Origin of the sequence: Leptospira koniambonensis (genome assembly GCF_004769555.1) — a bacterium.
In the GTDB taxonomy this organism is placed as follows: domain Bacteria; phylum Spirochaetota; class Leptospiria; order Leptospirales; family Leptospiraceae; genus Leptospira_B; species Leptospira_B koniambonensis.
Genome location: NZ_RQFY01000012.1, coordinates 322528 through 341511 on the forward strand (window position 1 = coordinate 322528; position 18984 = coordinate 341511).

At 41.0% G+C, this 18984-nt stretch carries 20 protein-coding genes; all 20 read left to right on the forward strand.

The window, feature by feature from the left end; genetic code table 11:
- Positions 1-96 precede the first annotated feature (96 nt).
- The 20 genes from EHQ52_RS19370 to aroB all read left to right on the forward strand — a co-directional run bounded on the left by EHQ52_RS19370 (position 97) and on the right by aroB (position 18942).
- Positions 97-582: a chemotaxis protein CheW gene (locus tag EHQ52_RS19370; RefSeq protein ID WP_425269414.1), complete on the forward strand. Its 486-nt coding sequence runs from the start codon at positions 97-99 to the stop codon at positions 580-582.
- The gene (locus EHQ52_RS19375; RefSeq protein ID WP_135617013.1) at positions 583-3735 is read left to right on the forward strand and encodes a chemotaxis protein CheW; all 3153 of its coding nucleotides are present in this window, start codon (positions 583-585) and stop codon (positions 3733-3735) included. It begins immediately after the preceding gene.
- Positions 3736-3751: 16 nt separating this feature from the next.
- Positions 3752-4834 (forward strand): protein-glutamate methylesterase/protein-glutamine glutaminase, encoded by a 1083-nt coding sequence (locus tag EHQ52_RS19380; RefSeq protein WP_135617014.1) that lies wholly within the window; start codon positions 3752-3754, stop codon positions 4832-4834.
- Positions 4835-4836: 2 nt separating this feature from the next.
- A complete protein-coding gene (locus tag EHQ52_RS19385) occupies positions 4837-5199 on the forward strand; it encodes a response regulator (RefSeq protein ID WP_008594408.1) in 363 nt (120 codons plus the stop codon).
- Between the two features lie 4 nt (positions 5200-5203).
- Positions 5204-5980 (forward strand): segregation and condensation protein A, encoded by a 777-nt coding sequence (locus EHQ52_RS19390; protein ID WP_135617015.1) that lies wholly within the window; start codon positions 5204-5206, stop codon positions 5978-5980.
- A 5-nt stretch (positions 5981-5985) separates the two neighbouring features.
- A complete protein-coding gene (gene scpB / locus EHQ52_RS19395; protein ID WP_423789925.1) occupies positions 5986-6525 on the forward strand; it encodes an SMC-Scp complex subunit ScpB in 540 nt (179 codons plus the stop codon).
- Positions 6512-7603 carry a prephenate dehydratase gene (pheA, locus tag EHQ52_RS19400; RefSeq protein WP_135617016.1) on the forward strand — a complete coding sequence of 364 codons (1092 nt, stop codon included), beginning with the start codon at positions 6512-6514 and terminating at the stop codon, positions 7601-7603. The genes scpB and pheA overlap by 14 nt, the downstream gene beginning before the upstream one ends.
- Positions 7600-8517, forward strand: a complete 918-nt coding sequence (locus tag EHQ52_RS19405) for a prephenate dehydrogenase (RefSeq protein ID WP_135617017.1) — start codon at positions 7600-7602, stop codon at positions 8515-8517. Before pheA ends, EHQ52_RS19405 begins: the two co-directional genes overlap by 4 nt.
- Positions 8498-9814, forward strand: a complete 1317-nt coding sequence (gene aroA, locus EHQ52_RS19410; RefSeq protein ID WP_135617018.1) for a 3-phosphoshikimate 1-carboxyvinyltransferase — start codon at positions 8498-8500, stop codon at positions 9812-9814. The genes EHQ52_RS19405 and aroA overlap by 20 nt, the downstream gene beginning before the upstream one ends.
- Complete coding sequence (cmk, locus tag EHQ52_RS19415; RefSeq protein WP_135617019.1) at positions 9811-10524, forward strand: (d)CMP kinase; 714 nt, start codon at positions 9811-9813, stop codon at positions 10522-10524. Before aroA ends, cmk begins: the two co-directional genes overlap by 4 nt.
- A complete protein-coding gene (locus tag EHQ52_RS19420; protein ID WP_279638310.1) occupies positions 10514-12241 on the forward strand; it encodes a 30S ribosomal protein S1 in 1728 nt (575 codons plus the stop codon). The genes cmk and EHQ52_RS19420 overlap by 11 nt, the downstream gene beginning before the upstream one ends.
- A 20-nt stretch (positions 12242-12261) precedes the next feature.
- On the forward strand, positions 12262-12999 hold the full coding sequence (locus EHQ52_RS19425; protein ID WP_135617021.1) for a tetratricopeptide repeat protein: 738 nt from the start codon (positions 12262-12264) through the stop codon (positions 12997-12999).
- Positions 13000-13638: an ATP phosphoribosyltransferase gene (gene hisG / locus EHQ52_RS19430; RefSeq protein ID WP_135617022.1), complete on the forward strand. Its 639-nt coding sequence runs from the start codon at positions 13000-13002 to the stop codon at positions 13636-13638.
- Positions 13639-13812: 174 nt separating this feature from the next.
- The gene (rpmF, locus tag EHQ52_RS19435; RefSeq protein WP_008593555.1) at positions 13813-14013 is read left to right on the forward strand and encodes a 50S ribosomal protein L32; all 201 of its coding nucleotides are present in this window, start codon (positions 13813-13815) and stop codon (positions 14011-14013) included.
- A gap of 5 nt (positions 14014-14018) precedes the next feature.
- Complete coding sequence (plsX, locus tag EHQ52_RS19440; RefSeq protein WP_135617023.1) at positions 14019-15023, forward strand: phosphate acyltransferase PlsX; 1005 nt, start codon at positions 14019-14021, stop codon at positions 15021-15023.
- Between the two features lie 105 nt (positions 15024-15128).
- Positions 15129-15893, forward strand: coding sequence for a 3-oxoacyl-ACP reductase FabG (fabG, locus tag EHQ52_RS19445; protein WP_135617024.1), 765 nt, complete (start codon positions 15129-15131; stop codon positions 15891-15893).
- Positions 15894-16339: 446 nt separating this feature from the next.
- Positions 16340-16573, forward strand: coding sequence for an acyl carrier protein (acpP, locus tag EHQ52_RS19450; protein WP_008594933.1), 234 nt, complete (start codon positions 16340-16342; stop codon positions 16571-16573).
- Positions 16574-16640: 67 nt separating this feature from the next.
- Positions 16641-17378: a ribonuclease III gene (gene rnc, locus EHQ52_RS19455; RefSeq protein WP_425269410.1), complete on the forward strand. Its 738-nt coding sequence runs from the start codon at positions 16641-16643 to the stop codon at positions 17376-17378.
- Between the two features lie 11 nt (positions 17379-17389).
- Positions 17390-17851, forward strand: a complete 462-nt coding sequence (locus EHQ52_RS19460) for an NUDIX domain-containing protein (protein ID WP_135617130.1) — start codon at positions 17390-17392, stop codon at positions 17849-17851.
- The gene (gene aroB, locus EHQ52_RS19465; protein ID WP_135617025.1) at positions 17848-18942 is read left to right on the forward strand and encodes a 3-dehydroquinate synthase; all 1095 of its coding nucleotides are present in this window, start codon (positions 17848-17850) and stop codon (positions 18940-18942) included. The genes EHQ52_RS19460 and aroB overlap by 4 nt, the downstream gene beginning before the upstream one ends.
- The last annotated feature ends 42 nt before the right edge of the window (positions 18943-18984 follow it).

Below are 18984 nucleotides of genomic sequence, written 5' to 3' on the forward strand. Positions count from 1 at the left end.
TTTCGGGGGGCTCCGTGTCGACAATGTACTAAGCCGGAAACTTGTGCCCAAGGTTTCCGTTTTGAAAGAGTAAGTGGCGGAGAACCGGTGAAAACCATAGATAAAAACAACCACGCGGAACAAAACCAAGAAGAGAAAGAGCTGGATACTATCCAGGAGTTTCTCACATTCGAAGTGGATAAGGAAATTTTCGGGATCGATATTCTTTATATCCACGAAATCCTAAAACCGGTTCCTATTACAAGAATTCCTAATGTAGAGGGTTTTATATTAGGGGTGATCAACTTAAGAGGTGAGATCATTCCTATCATGGATTTGAAGGAACTTTTTGGATTAGGTTTTTGTGATATTCTTCCTTCTACTCGGATCATTGTTGTTGTCACTGGAGAAAAAAGGGCAGGTCTCGTAGTTGACTCAGTAAGACAAGTTGTTAAGATCCGAAAAGATAAGGTCAGTCAAGCGGACGAAGATCTTAGCGTAAATTATAGTGAACTTATAGAATCAGTCAGCCAGTTCGAAGAATCTCTTATCCTTAACTTGAATCTTTCCAAGGTAATGGATTATGCAGGGGAGGAAGCGTAAATGGCAGGAGTACTTGGCGAATACACAGAACTCTTTCTCGAAGAATCCGAAGACCAGATTGAAGAATTAAATGCGAATCTTCTAAAGCTGGAGAAGGATCAATCGGATCCTCAGACTATAAATGATATTTTCCGCGCGGCTCACTCTTTAAAAAGTTCCGCTGCTTTCGTTGGATTGTATAATCTTTCCGACCTTGCTCATAAGATGGAGAATCTTCTCCAAAGTATTCGAGACGGAAAACTTGCAGTTAATTTATCTTTAGTAAATCTATTATTCCAATGTTTTGATTTGATCAAGAACGTGATCGTGAATGTTGCTGCCGGCAAAAAAGTGGATACTCCTTATACGGATATGATCCAGAGACTGGAAGCTTACGAAAAAAATCCTGATGTAGCTTCTGCTCCGAGCGCGGCCGGAAGATCTATTTCTCAATCTGCAACTCCTGTTGCAAAACAAGAAGAACTTTCCGGCAACGGAATTGATCTGGATGCAGACGATCAAAAAGAATTAGAAGAAATTATCCGCAACGGTTCTGGAAAACCTTGGCTCTTAAAAGTGGGACTCAAAAAAGATTCTCCGATGAAGGGCTTACGTTATACTCTGATTGTCCAAAACCTGAAAAACCTAGGCCAAGTTTTCCGCACTAAACCAAGCGCAGAAGAATTAGAGAATGGAACAGAGGCTCCGTATCTTTCTATACTGATCGTAAGTTCAGAATCCCAAGAAGAACTTACCAAGGCTGCAAACGTAGACATGGTAGAGAACCTGATGATCCAAGAGTTCAAACTAAGTGGTTATTCTGAAACTGGAGTTTCTGCTTCCTATCAACTGGATGAAGAAGAAAGAAGCACTGAGGCGAAAGTTACTTTAAAAAGTATTAAAGTATCTTCCGACAAACTGGATCAACTCATGAATAACGTGGGTGAGCTTGTGATCACGAACTCAGGCTTCCAGAAAATTTACGATGACCTTCTTCGCACATTCGGAGACGATCAGTTATTCAATGAACTCAAAGGCCGTATCGATCTAATCAATCGTATTTCAAAGGAACTTCAATCGGGTATCATGAATATCCGGATGGTCCCAATTTCTACAGTTTTCCGTCGTTTCTCTCGTTTGGTCCGAGACCTTTCTTTAGAAACCGGCAAAACAGTGGATCTGGTTTTAAATGGAGAGTCTACTGAGCTGGACAAAAAAGTTATCGATGCTTTGGGAGAGCCGCTTCTTCACTTGATCAGGAACTCTGTGGATCATGGTATCGAATCTCCAGAAGAAAGAAAAAGGTTTGGCAAACCTGAAACTGGAATTGTAGAGCTGAATGCTTACCAAGGCGGAAGCAATATTATGGTAGAGATCCGTGACGATGGTCGCGGATTAGATCTAGATAAGATCCGCAAAAAAGCAATTGAGAAGGGACTCGTTTCTGAAACCGACGCAGCTGCTTTAGAAGAAAGTGATATTTATCAATTCATCTTTGCTCCTGGTTTCTCCACTGCAGACAAGATCACTGATATCTCCGGCCGTGGTGTTGGAATGAATGTGGTGAATAGCCTTATCCAAGAATTCAAAGGTAAAATCCTGATCCAATCTCAGAAAGGATCAGGAACTTCTTTCGTTCTATCTTTCCCTCAAGCACTTGCGATCATTCCTTCTATCTTGATCGTAATGGAAGAAGAAGTTTATGCTTTCCCTCTTTCAGAAGTAAACGAAACCATCAAGGTAAACAACGAACAGATCACTACTCTGGAAGGGAACGAGATCATCAATTTAAGAGGAGAGGTTCTTCCTATCTACAGATTGAATCGTATCTTAGGTCTTCAGGACAAAACAGACAGAGAAGAATTCCCCGTTGTTATCGTTCAATATAAGGGCCGCAAGTTAGGCTTCATGGTGGATGAACTCGTTGGAAAACATGAGACAGTTATCAAGTCCCTGGAGAAAAACTTCAAAAATATCAAAGGACTTACCGGAGCTTCCATCATGGGAGATGGAACCATTATCATGGTTCTAGATATTCCAGGCCTTGTGGAATTTGCCGCAGAGTTGGAAGAGAATGCAAGATATGTGAATTACCATCTGGAAACGATGAAACGTATCAGCACGATCCGAACCATCGAAACGGAAGAAGAGAAGTATATCCAAAAAACTTCTAATCCTACTAACGTTTATAATCATAAATTGCATGAGATCACTACTCGTGAAAGAGAACGTCGTAAGAAGAGCGAACGTAAAAAATCAGAAGAATCCAAAAAGGTAATCGTAGCAAAAGAAGAACTCGAAAGAGAAATTTCTTCTACTCCGATCAAAACCACTATGGAGATCAGGCCTTCTGAAGAAAAACTGATCACTTCTACTGAAACTCCTTCTGAACTTTCTTCCAACACTGCAGTTCTGGAAAGACCTGCTGCTAAAAAAGAAGGAATGGAAGAAGCTTATAGATCTCACATCAACGAATTGATCTCTGATTCTCCAGTTTCTGATGAAGAAAGAAAAAGAGCGGATCATATTATAGAAGGTTTCTTAGAGCAGAAAAAACAGAGAATGATGTCTGTCGCTCACTCTAAGGAATTTACAGGAAACCTGAGCAAAGAACAGATCAAGAAGATTGAATCTGTGGTTAATACTGGTATGATGAATGCCGGTATGGTACTTTCTCAGATCCTGAATAGGAACGTGGATCTGTTTATTCCTGAAATTATCATGAATGATAAAGAAGGTTTGGCTTCTGAGATCCGTTTCTCTGACGATAAATTCTACGGAATGAAAGTCAGAATGACTGGTGATCTGAACGGAAACATGTTAATGATGTTCTCGAGAGAGAATGCCAAAAATCTTGCCAGAGAACTTTTAGATTCTAATCCGAGCGGAGATGCTCTGGACGATGATACTAGGAGTGTTCTATCAGAGATCGCAAACATTGTTTGTGCCTCCGTTTTGAACTCTATTTCCAATAAGGCGAAAGTGGGTGTGATGCCGGATGTTCCGGAACTTGTGGAAGGAACCTTCCTAGAAGTTCTGGATGTTGTTAAACCGGAAAGAACTAAGTTCTTAAGTATGCTCACTGAATTTAATCATGAGGGAAACAACCTGTTAGGAGTACTTTTATTTCTTCCAGACTTCGATGAACTCATGGATTTGCTTCCGAAATTTTAAACACTAGGATTTTGTCGTGGTAGGAACTCCTGCGGACGGGTCGATTCGGGTCGTGATAATAGACGACTCCCTTTTGGTGCGAAATATTATTTCGGACCAGATCAAAAAAGAAAGTCGGATCCAAGTTATAGCTACCGGTAAAACCGGAGTGGATTGTATTGAACTAGCCACCAAGCTAAGACCTGATATTGTAATTTTAGATGTAGAGATGCCTGTGATGGACGGGCTTACTGCACTCCAAGAACTTCAGAAACGAAAATTGGGTATTCCAGTAATGATGCTCTCTGTTTTGACACAGCACGGAGCTGATGCAACTTTCAAAGCATTGGAATACGGAGCCATAGATTTCGTTCCTAAACCTTCCTCTAGTAATCAATTTAATCCGGAAGAAATTGGAACAGTTCTCAAAAATAGAATACTCGCTTATTTCGATAGCTTACGACCAAGTCATGCGGGCCTTGATCCCAAAAAAATCGTAGAAACGGTCAAAAGTAAAATTTTCAAAGATGAAAAGAAAACTGTGGAAGCGGTTTGTATTGGGACATCAACCGGAGGTCCGAAGGCATTACAGACTGTTTTTTCTGATTTTCCGGAGAATTTTCATCTACCAATTTTCGTCGTACAACATATGCCTGTGGGTTTTACGAAAGCGTTTGCTTCTCGTTTAAATGATCACTCTAAAATTACAGTAAAGGAAGCCGAAGACGGAGAAGAAGTTCGTCCCGGAACAGGTTACGTAGCTCCGGGTGATGCACATTTGAAGATCGAATCTAAGGCAGGACGTAAATGGATTGCCTTAGGTAGGGAAGCACTGGTAAATGGACACAGGCCCTCAGTCGAAGTTTTATTCGACAGCGCAATCCGGGAATACGGGAGCGCCTTAGTCGGTGTGATTATGACCGGCATGGGAAAAGATGGAGCGGCGGCGACTCTCAGAATGAGAGAGACTGGAGCTTCTACTGTTGCCCAAGACGAGGACAGCTCCGTGATCTTCGGAATGAATCGCCAAGCCATCGAAATGGGTGGGGTTCAGTTCGTAGAACCAGTAAGCGCAATAACATCAAGGATACTTTCCATTCTTAAAGAAAGGGGAAACTAATTATGGCCAGAATTCTCGTAGTAGACGATGCAAAATTCATGAGGACCATGGTGAAGGACGCACTCGTCGCCGGAGGGCATGAGATCGTCGGCGAGGCCGAAAACGGAAACATCGCTGTTGATCAGTACAAAGCGATTAAGCCGGACCTAGTCACCATGGATATCACCATGAGAGAAAAAGACGGGATCGAAGCAGCCCAGGAAATTTTTAAATTAGATCCGAAAGCACGTATCATCATGGTAACTGCTCTTGGTCAGGAAGAACTTCTTGCGAAAGCGATCAAGATGGGAGTGAAGGATTTCGTAGTAAAACCTTTCTCACCTGAAAGATTGCAACAGGCGGCAGAAAAAGCACTGAATTCATAAAAAGATGGAGAGAGAAAACGCCACACAATCCTTCGTAGTTCAATGGAACAATTCCGAAGGTGGTATTACAGAGGGACCTTTAAGTCTTCTCTGGTCTCTTATCGAAAGTTATAAGGTGGATATATTTGAAGTATCCCTTTCTCAAATCACCCAAGACTTTCTAAACTTCATTAAGATTTCTGCAAGTATTCATATAGACATGGGAGCGGAATACGCTCTTATGGCCGCTAATTTAGTTTATCTCAAATCTAAAGCATTATTACCCGATCCAGGTTTCGAAGAAGAAGATTATGATCCTCCTCTTCCGCCTGAACTGGTCGAAAAACTTCTAGAACATAAAAAATTCCAATTAACCGCCCAGAAAATGGGGGATGTGGATAAGGTCCAGGCTGGAGTATTTTCCAGAGAAACCAATCAGGTTATAGATGAGTCTGAATCCTGGCTGGATCTAAGCCTTTTAGATTTGATTTCCGCATTTAATGAGATCTTGGAAAAACGGGAAGATGAAGGCGAGATTCCCGCTTTACTTACCGCGCCCCACCGGTATTCTGTCGAAGAAAAGATGGGTACCATTTCCGAACTGCTCGTCGAACGTTCGGATATCTCCTTTGAAGAATTGTTTTCTCAAGTCAAGCCTGAGAAAGCCGAGATAGTAGCCGTCTTTCTGGCAATGTTGGAGCTCTGCAAACAGAGAATTGTATCCATCCGCCAGCATCGCACATTCGGCGAAATTCGTATATTCTTGGTGGGAGAACCGTGGAACGCGACAAAGCCGGCTTAAAAGGACTGATAGAAGCGCTGCTTTTCCTTTCCGGAGAGCCACTTAAACTAGCCAGTATCGCAAAATCCATAGACTGCGAAAAACAGGAAGCTCGTGATATACTAGACGAGTTGATCTTGGATTACCAAGAGAAGGACGGAGGATTCGTTCTTAGAGAGATCGCAGGCGCTTATCAATTTTCTACGAACGAAAAATATTCTGAAATTTTAGCAAAACTTTTCAAAGAGAAGAAGAGAGAACAACTTTCTCGTTCCAGTTTAGATACTTTGGCGATCATTGCTTATAAACAGCCGATCACATTATCTGAAATTGATGATATACGAGGAGTTTCTTCCAGAGCGATGGTAACTTCTCTCATATCTAAAAAACTGGTTAAACCAGTTGGTAATAAAGAAGTTCCTGGAAGACCTGCATTGTACGGAACTACTAAAGATTTTTTAATACATTTCGGATTAAATAAACTGACCGATTTACCTGCCCCTGTGGAAGTGAAGGAATTAAAATTCGAAAACCTGGATGATTTGATAGAGAATGGCCAAGAATAACGACAAACTGAAAGAGTTCCGGGATAAGATTGATTCCCTGGACAAAGAAATCGTAAAGGCTATCCAGGCCAGGGCGGAAATTGCCTCCGAGATCGGAGAGATCAAAAGAGAGAATAACGAACCTATCTATCGCCCTGATAGAGAGAAAGACGTTTACGAAAAAATCCTTGGACTGAATGGAGGGCCTCTTCCGGACAAGGTGTTGATTGCAATTTATAGAGAGATCATGTCCGGCTCCTTCTCCGTGGAGAAGGGTTTAAAGATAGGTTATCTTGGACCAGAAGGATCTTTTTCTCACCAAGCGGTTCGTGCAAGATTCGGAACTTCTGTTGAGGCAACTGAATTTCCTTCTATCCCGGAAGTATTCCGTGCGGTTGAAACTGATAAAGTCGATTACGGAGTTGTTCCTGTGGAAAATTCTTCCGAAGGACTTGTGAACTCCACTCTGGATCAGTTCTTAGTTTCTGATCTAAATATTTATTCTGAAATTTATCTTAAGATACATTTAAATCTTTTGGGACATGAACATGATCTTTCTAAGATCAAAACCTTATACGGTATCAAGATCGCAAATTCTCAATGCAGAAATTGGATCGCTGCCAACCTTCCCCATGTAGAAGTTTCAGAAACTCCTTCTACTTCCAGGGCGGCGAGTATTGTTGCGGAGAAGAAGGAAGCATGTGCTGCAATAGCTTCTTCCATTGCTGCTGAAATTTACGGTTTGGATCTGGTTCGCGAATCCATCGAGGATATGTCTGATAATACTACCAGATTTTTGATCATTGGTAAAAACCAATGTCCTCCTACAAGTAACGATAAAACTTCCGTGGTGTTTTCCATTCCGGATAAACCAGGTTCTTTATACAAAGTATTAAAACCTATCTTTGATAAAGGGATTAATATGACCAAGATAGAGTCGAGGCCCACACGCAGGACTTCTTGGGAGTATAACTTCTTCATAGATTTTTTAGGTCATAAAAAGGATCCTCAGATAGAAGAGGTCCTCAACGTATTAAAAGAAAATACAATCTATCTCAGGATTTTGGGATCTTATCCGATCTCTCCACCTAACCCGTGAAAACCGATTTTTCTAGAATCCTGATTTACGGCCTGGGAATGATGGGCGCCTCCCTCTCTTTGGCCTTAAGAAAAAAGAACTCTTCCGCAGAGATTGTGGGCGTGGTAGGATCTCCTTCCAGTAAAGAGAAGGGGATCCGTCTTAAATCAGCAGATAAAATTTTTACTTCAGAAGAATTTTCAAAATCTCCTGATTGGGAATCCTATGACCTGATCGTTTTCGGAGTTCCTGTAAATACAACTGTTGAGGTGATTTCCAAACTTCCTTCCGGATTCAAAGGTCTTTTGACTGATATGGGTTCCACTAAGCAGGAGATCGTGCATGCAGTGGAGTCCGTTCTTACTGGAGAACATAGATATATTTCTTCTCATCCGATGTGTGGTTCTGAAGAATCAGGTTTAGAATTTGCAAATGTAGATCTGTACGAAAACAGACTTTGTATTCTGACTAAACCTTCAGGTGCGACTGACGAAGCATATTCAGAGATCGAAAGTTTTTGGAAATTCCTTGGAATGTCTACTACTGAAATTCCTGCACATGATCATGATAAAATTCTCTCCTATGTTTCTCATGTTCCTCATTTGATCTCTTCTCTGATGACAAATTGGGTTTGGGAAAACGGTTGCGTAAGAGAATTTACCCAAAATTCTCCTTTGCCTTTGACCGGCGGAGGTTTTAGGGACATGACCAGAATTGCAGGATCTAATCCTAAAATGTGGTCACCGATTTTTTCTTCTAACCAAAAAGAGATCTATAATGCGCTTTTGGATTATAGGGATAGATTAGATAAACTTCTTTCGGAATTAAGTCCAGAAAAGCCGCTCGACCTAAAACATTGGGAGTCCTTCATGGAACAATCTCGTATAGATAGGGACGCAATTTTAAAGAAACAAAATGATTCCAAGAATCCTTAAATCTTCCGGAAGAGAGATCACAGTTCCGGGAGACAAATCTCTTTCTCATAGAAGTGTATTATTCTCCGTATTATCCAAAGGGGCTTCTCATGTTTCCGGGTTTTTGGAAGCAGAAGATCCTTTAAACACAATGAAAGCTTTCACTCAGTTAGGGTTGAAAGTGGAGAAGATCTCAAAAGGAGAATATGTTTTTACAAGTCCAGGTAAACATGCTCTTCAATCTCCTAAAGAAGTTTTAGATTTCGGGAATGCAGGAACCGGGATCAGATTATCTGCAGGATTACTCTGCGGGCTCCAAGGAATTAAGGCTACCTTAACTGGAGATCATTCTCTCCAAAAAAGGCCGATGTCCCGTATTATAAAACCTTTAAATTCTATGGGTGCGTCCATCTCAGGAAAGGATGATAAGGCCCCTTTAGAGATCACTGGAAAAAAACTATCCGACTTCCATTATAAAAGCCCGATCGCTTCTGCTCAGGTAAAATCCTGCCTGATGTTAGCGGCAATGGCTTCTGAAACTTCTTTAGAATACGAAGAAGATATTCTTTCCAGAGACCATACAGAGAATATGTTCCGATTTTTAGGAAACAAACTGAACCTTATTTCTCCCACTCATTTTAAAATGGAACCTCCTTATACATTCGAAGCAAAAGAATTCAAAGTGCCTGGGGATATTTCTTCTGCTGCATTCTTCTTAGTGCTTGGAGTTCTTTTAAAAGAAGGTTCCGTACTTGTGAAAAATGTAGGATTAAATCCTTCTCGCATTGGGATACTACATGCACTCGAAGCGATGGGTGCAAAAATTTTAGTGCATAACAAAAGGATAGAATGTGGAGAACCTGTGGGAGATCTGGAAGCAGTTTCTTCTAATTTACGTTATGCTGAGATTAAAGAAGAATGGATCCCTTCTCTTATTGATGAGATCCCAATTTTAACGATCGCGGGTCTTTTCGCAAAAGGTGGATTTATAATCCGTCATGCAGATGAACTTCGCGCAAAAGAATCGGACCGAATTTCTGCGATGGTAGAAAATCTAAGAAATCTTGGAATTACAGTGCATGAATATCCAGATGGGTATGAGATCCCTGAAATTGATTCCAGTGTAAATTCTTCAGAACTTTCTTCCTGGCTTTCCGGAAACTCAGTGGATATTTTTACTAAGATGGATCATAGGATCGCGATGAGCTTTATGATCTTGAAAGCAGTGAGCGGTTTGGAAATTCGTCCGGATGAAACTTCTTGGATTGAAACTTCTTTTCCAGGATTTGAATCTTTATTGGAAGGTTTTGTGAGATGACGGAAAACGTGATCGCATTAGATGGCCCAGCCGGAACTGGCAAGAGTACAGTGGCTCGTGAACTTTCTAAAAAGCTTGGATTCGAATATTTGGATTCAGGAGCATTCTACCGTGCGTTAACTCTTCATATTTTTAAGATCTACAAATCCAAAAATTCTTCTATTTCCTTTTCGGATTGGTTATCAGGTAAAGAGTTCCTACCACTCACTGCAGGTGTGGAAATTCTATGTGAATTTTCAGAAACAGGGGAGAACAAAATTTTCTTAAATGGAGAAGATGTTTCCTCTGAAATCAGAACTCCTGAGATCACTCGAGAAATCAAATACATAGCTGACAAAGCTGCATTCAGAGAATTCGTAAATTCTCAATTGAGAATATTATCTCAAACTCATCGACTAGTAATGGACGGTAGAGACATAGGTACACATGTATTTCCGGACGCTCGTTACAAATTCTTTTTGACAGCTTCTTCCAGAGTTAGGGCCGAAAGAAGATATAATCAATTATTAGAGCAAGGTATTCGTTCGGATTTAGAAGAAATCGAAAAAGAGATCGTTATCCGTGACAAATCCGATACGGAAAGAGAAATCGCCCCTCTCCGGAAAGCGGAGGACGCAATCCTCATTGACACAGATAACCTGCCAAAAAATAGTGTAATTAGTAAGATCCTTGGGTGCCTAGACTCTGGCATTTATAACGATTCGCACTAATCCCAATCAAACACCGAGTATTTCAATCCGTATGAGTAGCCAACAAGACAAGTCCACTTTTGCAGAAGTTTTCAAACAGTGGGAAGAAAAGAAAAACGACGAAGCCGAAATTCGCAAAGACCAAGTGGTCGAAGGTAAAGTCGTATCCGTAGACAACGATAACGTCTATGTGGCAATCGAAGGATTGAAACAAGAGGGAAGAATTCCCCGCTCCGAGTTCGACGAAAAACCGGAAATCGGATCTGTAGTTACAGCACTAGTAAAAAGAAAAGAGTCTACTGACTCTGGATGTGTTCTTTCTAAAAAAGAAGCCGACCAAAGAAAAGGTTGGGAAGTTGTTAAAGACGCATTCAAAAATAATTACCAAGTCAGCGGACGTTTGGTAAATGAGATCAAAGGAAAAGGTTACATCGTTAACGTAGAAGGTTCTGAACTTTTCCTTCCAGCTTCTCAACTTAGTTATAAATTCTCCGATGGAGAAAATTACAAAGGTGTAGAGCTTGATTTCAAAGTAATCGAAGTCAATGAACGCACCCGTTCCGGAGTTGTTTCCAGAAAAAAACTTCTAGACGAAGTGAATAATGAGAAATGGGACGCTCTTGCTCTTAAAGTTAATGTTGGGGACAAAGTGAAAGCTACTGTTTCCAAAATTGCAAGTTTCGGAGTTTTCTGTGATCTGGAAGGAGTTGTAGGACTTCTCAGACAAAGAGATATCTCTTATAAAAAATTCGCACCATTCAAACAATACTTCACCATTGGACAAGAGATTGAACTTCAAATTCTTGAAATGGAGAAGGAGAACAACAAACTCGCATTAGGACTCAAACAACTGTATGAAGATCCTTGGGTTTGGGCAAAACGTTCCTTGGAAAAAGACATGGTCATCCGTGGAACTGTTACTTCTCTTACTAACTTTGGCGCATTCGTAGAATTAAAAGAAGGTTTAGAGGGTCTGATCCATACTTCTGAATTGACCTGGGCTAAAAAACCTCCTCATCCAAAAGAACTTCTGAAAAAAAGCCAAGAGGTTGAAGCTCTTATTCTAGATATCGACTTCGAAAGCAGAAGATTATCTTTAGGTCTAAAACAACTTCAACCAAATCCTTGGGACGCTTTAGGTCCTGAAGTTAGAGTTGGAAATGTTCTTACCGGAAAAGTAACTGGTATTACTAAATACGGTGCGTTCGTAGAAGTGGAAAACGGCATCGAAGGCCTGATCCACATCAGCGATATCACTTGGGATGAAAAACAAAAGAACCCAACTTCTCTACTTAAAAAAGGAGAAGAGGTTAAATACATCATCCTAGACATCAATTTTGATGCTCAAAGAATTTCCTGCGGATTAAAACAACTGCAAGAACATCCTTACGAAGCATTAAGAAATCGTTATCCTATCGGTTCCGTTGTCCAAGGAAAGATTAAAAGTATCGTTGACTTCGGTATGTTCGTAGAAATCGAACCTGGTTTCGAAGGACTTGTTCACATCTCCGAGATCCCTGGTGGAAAAGACACCAACCTGGCTGAGTCTTATAAGCCTGGTGATATCGTAAAATGTGCTGTTGTTAAGATCGATTCCAAAAACAAGAAGATCTCTCTGTCTATCAAGGATTTCGACAAAGCTTTAGAAAGAGAAGAGATGGCGAAGTATTTAAAAACTTCCGACACTCCTTCCAGAGAAAGTTTAGGCAGCTTTATCAATTCTTCCTTAAAATCTTAAGGGTTACTCGGGGTTTTTGGATGAAACGTTTTGAACCTAAAACAGGTGCTTCTATTACGGATATAGATCCTTACCCAGGTCTTACCGGAGCAGAAAGATTTTTCGCAATTTTATTCTCTAAGATTGGAGAGAATAAGAAGCAGGTTTTATTCGGAGTAGGTGTTTTATTCGTAACCGTACTAACTGTTGTTAGCTGGAACGAGTATAGAGCAGAACAATTCCGTAAGGGTACTCTTGCCATCGAAAAAGTGGAGAAGGAGTTAGCTCTTTCTCCAATGACCGAGATCACTGATAAGATCAAAAAATACGAAACTATTGCTTCTACATATAGTTCTCCTTCTCTAGATATCAGACTTTCCAAAACTTTGGGAGATCTATATGCGAAGAATGGAGAATACCAAAAAGCGGCAGAGAAGTTAGAATTTGCAGGTAAAAAGATAGATGAGCTTCCGGAAGTGAAGGCATACTATTTTTATATCGCAGGAAACTATAGAGAAAGTGCAAACCAACTCGCGGAAGCTGAATCCGATTACGGAGTTTCCGTTTCTCTTTTAAGCAGCCGCAAAAATGTTTCTGGATTTTACGCTTGGAGCCTTTACCAAGCAGGTCGTTTGAAACTACAAAACGGCAAAAAAGAAGAAGCAGTCGATCTACTCAAAAAAGTTTTAGACCAAGACATCGCTTCTCCTTCTGAAGAATTTAAAGCAGTTAGAGAACTCGCTACTTATCTTCTACTAAAAAGCAGCCAGGGAAACTAAATGCTGACTTTGGCCCTTCCGAAAGGACGGCTTGCCGAAGAGAGCATAGAACTCATGCTCGAAAGGGGATGGCTTTCTGGCCGTCCCGATCCTGATTCAAAAGAACTTATATATAAAGACCCAAAAGGAAAGGTCCGTATTTTACTGGTCCGCTCCCAAGACGTGGCGACTTACGTGGAACAAAATTCTGCGGATGCTGGTATAGTGGGATGGGACGTATTATTGGAAGGTGGTTATGACCTTCTTCTTCCCTTGGACTTGGTCATAGGGAAATGCAGACTTTCAGTGGCTGGTCCTAAAGGTTGGAGCCTTAGTTCTGGAGAAAGAAAGGTCCGCGTAGCAACAAAATATCCAAATATCGCCAAGGAATTCTTCCTGAAAAAAGGGATTAACTGCGAAGTGATCAAACTTTACGGAAGTATTGAACTCGCTCCTTTAGTGGGTTTATCGGATTGTATCGTGGATTTGGTGTCCACGGGCGGCACTCTCAGAGCCAATAATCTGGAAGAGATCGAAGTTATTATGGAATCCACTGCGAGATTGGTATTTAACCGCTCCGCTTTATACACAAAACGGGCAGAAGTTGGGGAATTCCTAGATTCTTTTGAACGACTCGTAGGGAGCGAAAAAGCCCGGTAGGGTAACTGAGCAAAGCGAAGTTAAATTTCAAACGGACACCGAAGCTGGAATTAATACCAGCAGGGGTTACTCAAAGTTTAAAACTTTGCCTTTCGTTACATGCGAAAAACAGTTGTGAATTCCGCCTTTAAAAAAAACATAGTCGTAAATCGACCTTATCTATAGAGAAAAACAATGGCAGTTCCTAAGAGACGAAAATCTAAATCAAAAGTGAGGATGAAACGGGCCCATCATGCGATCGGCAAACCGAATCTAGTTCCTTGCCCGAACTGTAATTCCTTCAGACCTCCTCATAGAATCTGCCCTGTTTGCGGTTTTTACAAAGACCGTGTAGTGGTGGAACCGAAAGTCAGGAAGACTAGCGAAGAGAACTAATCAATATGTGGGTCGCCGTCGATGCAATGAGCGGCGACTACGGTCCTGACAGGATCGTAGAAGGTGCCGTTAACGCGGTAAATCAAGACGGTCGAAACGTCATTCTCGTTGGTAAAGAAGAAGATATCAGCGAGACCCTCCTCAAATACGAATACGATACAAACAAGATCAGGATTGTTCACGCCAGTGAGATTATAGGCATGAACGATTCTCCTTCCATCGCAGTGCGTGCTATGGAAGATTCTTCTGTTGTGCAGGCAGCTCAATTAGTCGCTGATAAGACATGTGTTGGAATGTTCTCTCCTGGAAATACTGGAGCCACTATGGCTGCTGCATTATTATATCTAGGCAGAATTCCAGGTGTTCTAAGACCTCCCATTGCTGCTCCCATTCCAAGAGAAAAAGGAGCTCCTACACTTCTTCTAGATGCAGGCGCAAACGTGGATTGTAAGCCGGAGTATTTGGCTCAGTTCGCTATCATGGGAGAAATCTACTCCAGATTAATTTTCAATATCCATAAACCAAAAGTTGGGATCTTATCCAATGGAGAAGAAGATAAGAAGGGAAACTCGGTCACAGTAAAAGCATTCGAATTTATTAAAAAGCTACCGATCGATTTTGTAGGAAATGTAGAAGGACGAGATCTTTACGGTGGGGGAATAGACGTGGACGTTGTAGTCTGCGACGGCTTTGTAGGAAATATAGTCCTGAAAGCAACTGAAGGCCTTTCTAAATCCATATTTGCTGTGCTCAGAGAAAGTATCGCTCAATCCAGTCTTGCACAAACAGGGGCACTTCTTCTTAAGCCTACATTCACTGCGATCAAGAAAAGATTGGATTATGCTGAGTACGGTGGAGCACTTCTTCTTGGTGTGGACGGAACCTGTTTAATTGGACATGGTTCTTCTAATGCACATGCAGTCCGAAACGCGATCCGAGTGGTGGTAGAATGTGCCGAAAGGGATGTGAACCAGCGCATCAAAGAAGATATAGAGAAGGCAAAGTTCTAATATTCCTTCTTTCACCAACTCCAAGGTGAACGCTACACCCAGAATCACTTGACCCCCCAGGCCTGAAAAATACGCTAACCGCAGAATCTGGTAAGGAAAAAACCAATGATCGATTTGAAAGGCAAAAACGCCATTATAACCGGGGCTGCCCGCGGAATCGGTAAAGCAACCGCTCTTAAACTAGCGCAAGCAGGCGCAAACGTTGTCATTGCCGACTTAAACGAAGAGGCAAGTAAAGCTACTGCGGACGAAATCGCAAAAGCAACAGGTGTAAAAGCAATCGGAGTCGCTGTAAACGTAGCGAACGCAGAATCCGCTCAAGCTGGTATCCAAGCTGTTGTGGATAATTTTGGTTCAATAGACGTTCTAGTGAATAACGCTGGTATCACTAAAGATACTCTTATGCTTAGAATGAAACAAGAACAGTGGGACGCTGTAATCGCAGTGAACCTGACGGGAACTTTCAATTGTATCCAAGCTGCTATTAAATTTATGGCAAAAAATCCGAACGGTGGATCCATTATCAACCTTTCCTCTATCGCTGGAGTGAACGGAAATATCGGACAAACTAACTACTCAGCGTCTAAAGCAGGGGTAATCGGTCTGACTAAAGCAGTCGCTTTGGAAATGGCTGGCCGTAAGATCCGTTGTAATGCGATCGCTCCAGGATTTATCGCTACTGAAATGACAGACGCGATCCCTGAAAAGATCCGTACTGCAATGGTAGCTGCGATCCCTTTAAAGAGAGCAGGACAACCAGATGATATCGCGAATACTATCGCGTTCTTAGCTTCTGATATTTCCTCTTTCATTACAGGACAATTGATCGAAGTGAACGGCGGGGGATTCCTCCCAGGTGTCCAAGCCTAATTACTTCAGATCTGAAATCTGATTAACAGCTAAGAAAGCCCGGAATTTTCCGGGCTTTTGTTTTTTTGCAGAACCAATCAATGCTTTATTAGAAAGGTTCTTGTAATGTTCCGTAAAATTATAAATCCGAACGGCGTTCGAACGAATGATCGAGAACAGTCTCAATATCAAATATTAGAAATGTGACTTTTTGATTATTTGAATATGGGGCAGAGCAGGAATTTTTGATCTATTGAGTCGATCGAATATGTAAGTTATAGAACATCTTCTTTGAAAAAATATAAAAAAGAAACTCGTATAATATTCTGTTTTTTTCCCGTTTCCAATCCGTTATCGCTTGCCAAAACATTTGAGAAAAAAATGTTTAAAAATCGGTGGATGAATTCATCCCCGATTCTAAACCTAACTAAAACTTACATACCACTTTGGTGGTACGGAGGAAACAAATGGCAGATTTCGAAAAGATTAAGTCTATTATCGTTGAGCAACTTGGAGTGGATGAGTCTGAAGTGACTCCTGAAGCACACTTCATTGATGACCTTGGTGCAGACTCTCTTGACACAGTTGAACTCGTTATGGCTCTTGAAGAAGAGTTTGGCGTTGAAATTTCCGATGAGGATGCTGAAAAGATCCAAACCGTCGGAGACGTAATTAAGTTCATCGACACTCTAAAGTCCTAATTGACTAGACCTCCGGGTTCTTACGGGAACTCGGAAGTCTTTCTTCCATTCCTTTTATCAAAATCCTTTGATAAAAAAAAAGCACAATCAGAATCAAAACACTTCAGATCCTAAAACAAGAAAGGATCCTTCTCTACTTGCGTCTGAGCTTGGTTTAAAATTTCATAAACCTTCTTATTTAGAGATAGCATTCATACATAGTTCTTACAGAAACGAAAATCCACAGTATACAGAAGACAACGAAAGACTTGAGTTTTTAGGAGATTCAGTTCTCGGACTTGTGGTAGCAAAATATTTATACAGAACAAATCCTTCCGCGAATGAAGGGGAACTTTCCAGAAAAAAAGCAACCTTAGTTTCTACAGCAATGTTGAACGGGCTCAGCGAAAAACTGGGACTTACTTCTTACGTTTTATTAGGAAAAGGAGAAGGTCGGGGCGGCGCCCAAAAAAAACTGGGAGCAAACTTATTCGAATCTTTGGTCGGCGCGGTTTATTTAGACCAAGGAATGGAAGCAGCGGAGAAGTTTATACTCCAACATCTTATAGATTACGTTAAAAGTTCCGATAAAGTAAGAGAGGCCACGGATTATAAATCCATTCTCCAGGAAATTTGCCAAAAAAAATTCAAACTTCTACCTTCTTACCGATTACTAAAAGAGATAGGGCCGGATCACGAAAAAACTTTTTACGTTAGTGTATCCATTCGGGACAGACATTCTGCGGAAGGTAAGGGAAAGAATAAAAAGTTCGCGGAACAAGACGCTGCGAAACAATTGTTGAAGGCCTTAAAGATCAAGGTTTAATGAAATCTAATATGGAATTCTTTTTTAAAAAGAAAGGTTTGCGGGTCCGAGTGGCCGCTTTGATCAGAAACCGTAAGGGAGAGATCCTTCTTTTGCAGCAAAAAAAGAAGGATGCCTATTATTGGTTATTGCCTGGCGGTGGTATAGAATTCGGAGAAAGTGCAGAAGACGCTCTGAAAAGAGAATTGAAAGAAGAACTTTCTTTAGATATTACCAGTGCAAATTTTCTATTTTTGAATGAGTCAATCGACCCTAAGGGAAATCGTCATCTTCTTCAGTTAGTATTCTTAGCCACCGTTAAAAAACAGGATCCGGAAGTGAACTCGAAAGAAAAGGCAATCACAGGATTCGGCTATTTTCCTTTGGGTGCGGTTTTAGAAATGGATATAAGACCGGATATTAAGGATTTTCTTTCTTCCGGAAAATACAAACCGGCTCCTTTTATACGAAGCCATTGGGTATATGATAAATGAATCCTATTCGGGAAGTACAGATCAGAGCATTTTCAAAAGAATATAAAGTCCAAATCCACTCTGACTTCAGAGGTCTTGGAGAAACGATCAAAAGATTTTATCCCGTTTCTTCCATATTTATACTTACGGAAAGAAAACTTTCAGGACTATTTTCCAAATTTTACGAATCGGAACTTTCGGGTCTTGGAATTCCACATCACGAAATTTATATCAAAGGTGGGGAAAAGAATAAACATATTCTCCGCACTGCAGAAGTTTATAATAAACTGATCGAGCTTGGGGCAGACCGCAAAAGTTTGATCCTTGCATTGGGTGGCGGAGTTGTAGGTGATTTCGCAGGATTTATCGCTTCTACATTCCAAAGAGGAATTCGTTTTGCTCAAATCCCTACAACCTTACTTGCTTCTGTAGATTCTTCTGTGGGTGGAAAAGTAGCAGTGAATGCTGATCTTGGGAAAAACATGATCGGCTCCTTCTACCAACCTGAGTTTGTATATTTGCCTTTGATCGCATTGTCCACTTTACCTAAAAGAGAATGGAGATGTGGAATGGCAGAGATCGTAAAACACGGTCTTTTATCCGGAGGAGAATATCTAGAAAAGGTCAGTTCGAACGATAAGTCTGTGTATGACCATACTTCTCCAGAACTCTTGGAACTGATCATTGGTTCTATTTTATATAAGGCTAATATAGTTTCCCAGGACGAAAGAGAAACCGGTCTAAGAAAAGTTTTAAACCTGGGCCATACTACTGCTCACGCAATAGAATCTCTTACGAATTACAGAAGATATTCTCATGGCGAAGCAGTTTCCATAGGCCTTTTGACTGCGATCATTCTTTCTGCAGAAAAACAAGGACTGGATGTTTCCTGGATAGAAGGTCTTAAAAAAATCCTGAAAGCATACGATCTTCCGTATCACGATAAAAGTAAGTCCATTCAGGTAGCAAAACATACTCTTCATGATAAGAAGAATGTGGGCAACTCAGTCCGATTTGTTCTTCTTCAGTCTCCAGGAAATCCAATTTGGGATATTCCAATTGAGCTGGAGGAGATCGCTTCTGCTTTTAAAAAGCAGAAGAAAATGGATTAGAATTCGCCTTGCCTTGGCTTAGAGTTTCTTTAGCCTGGGTTC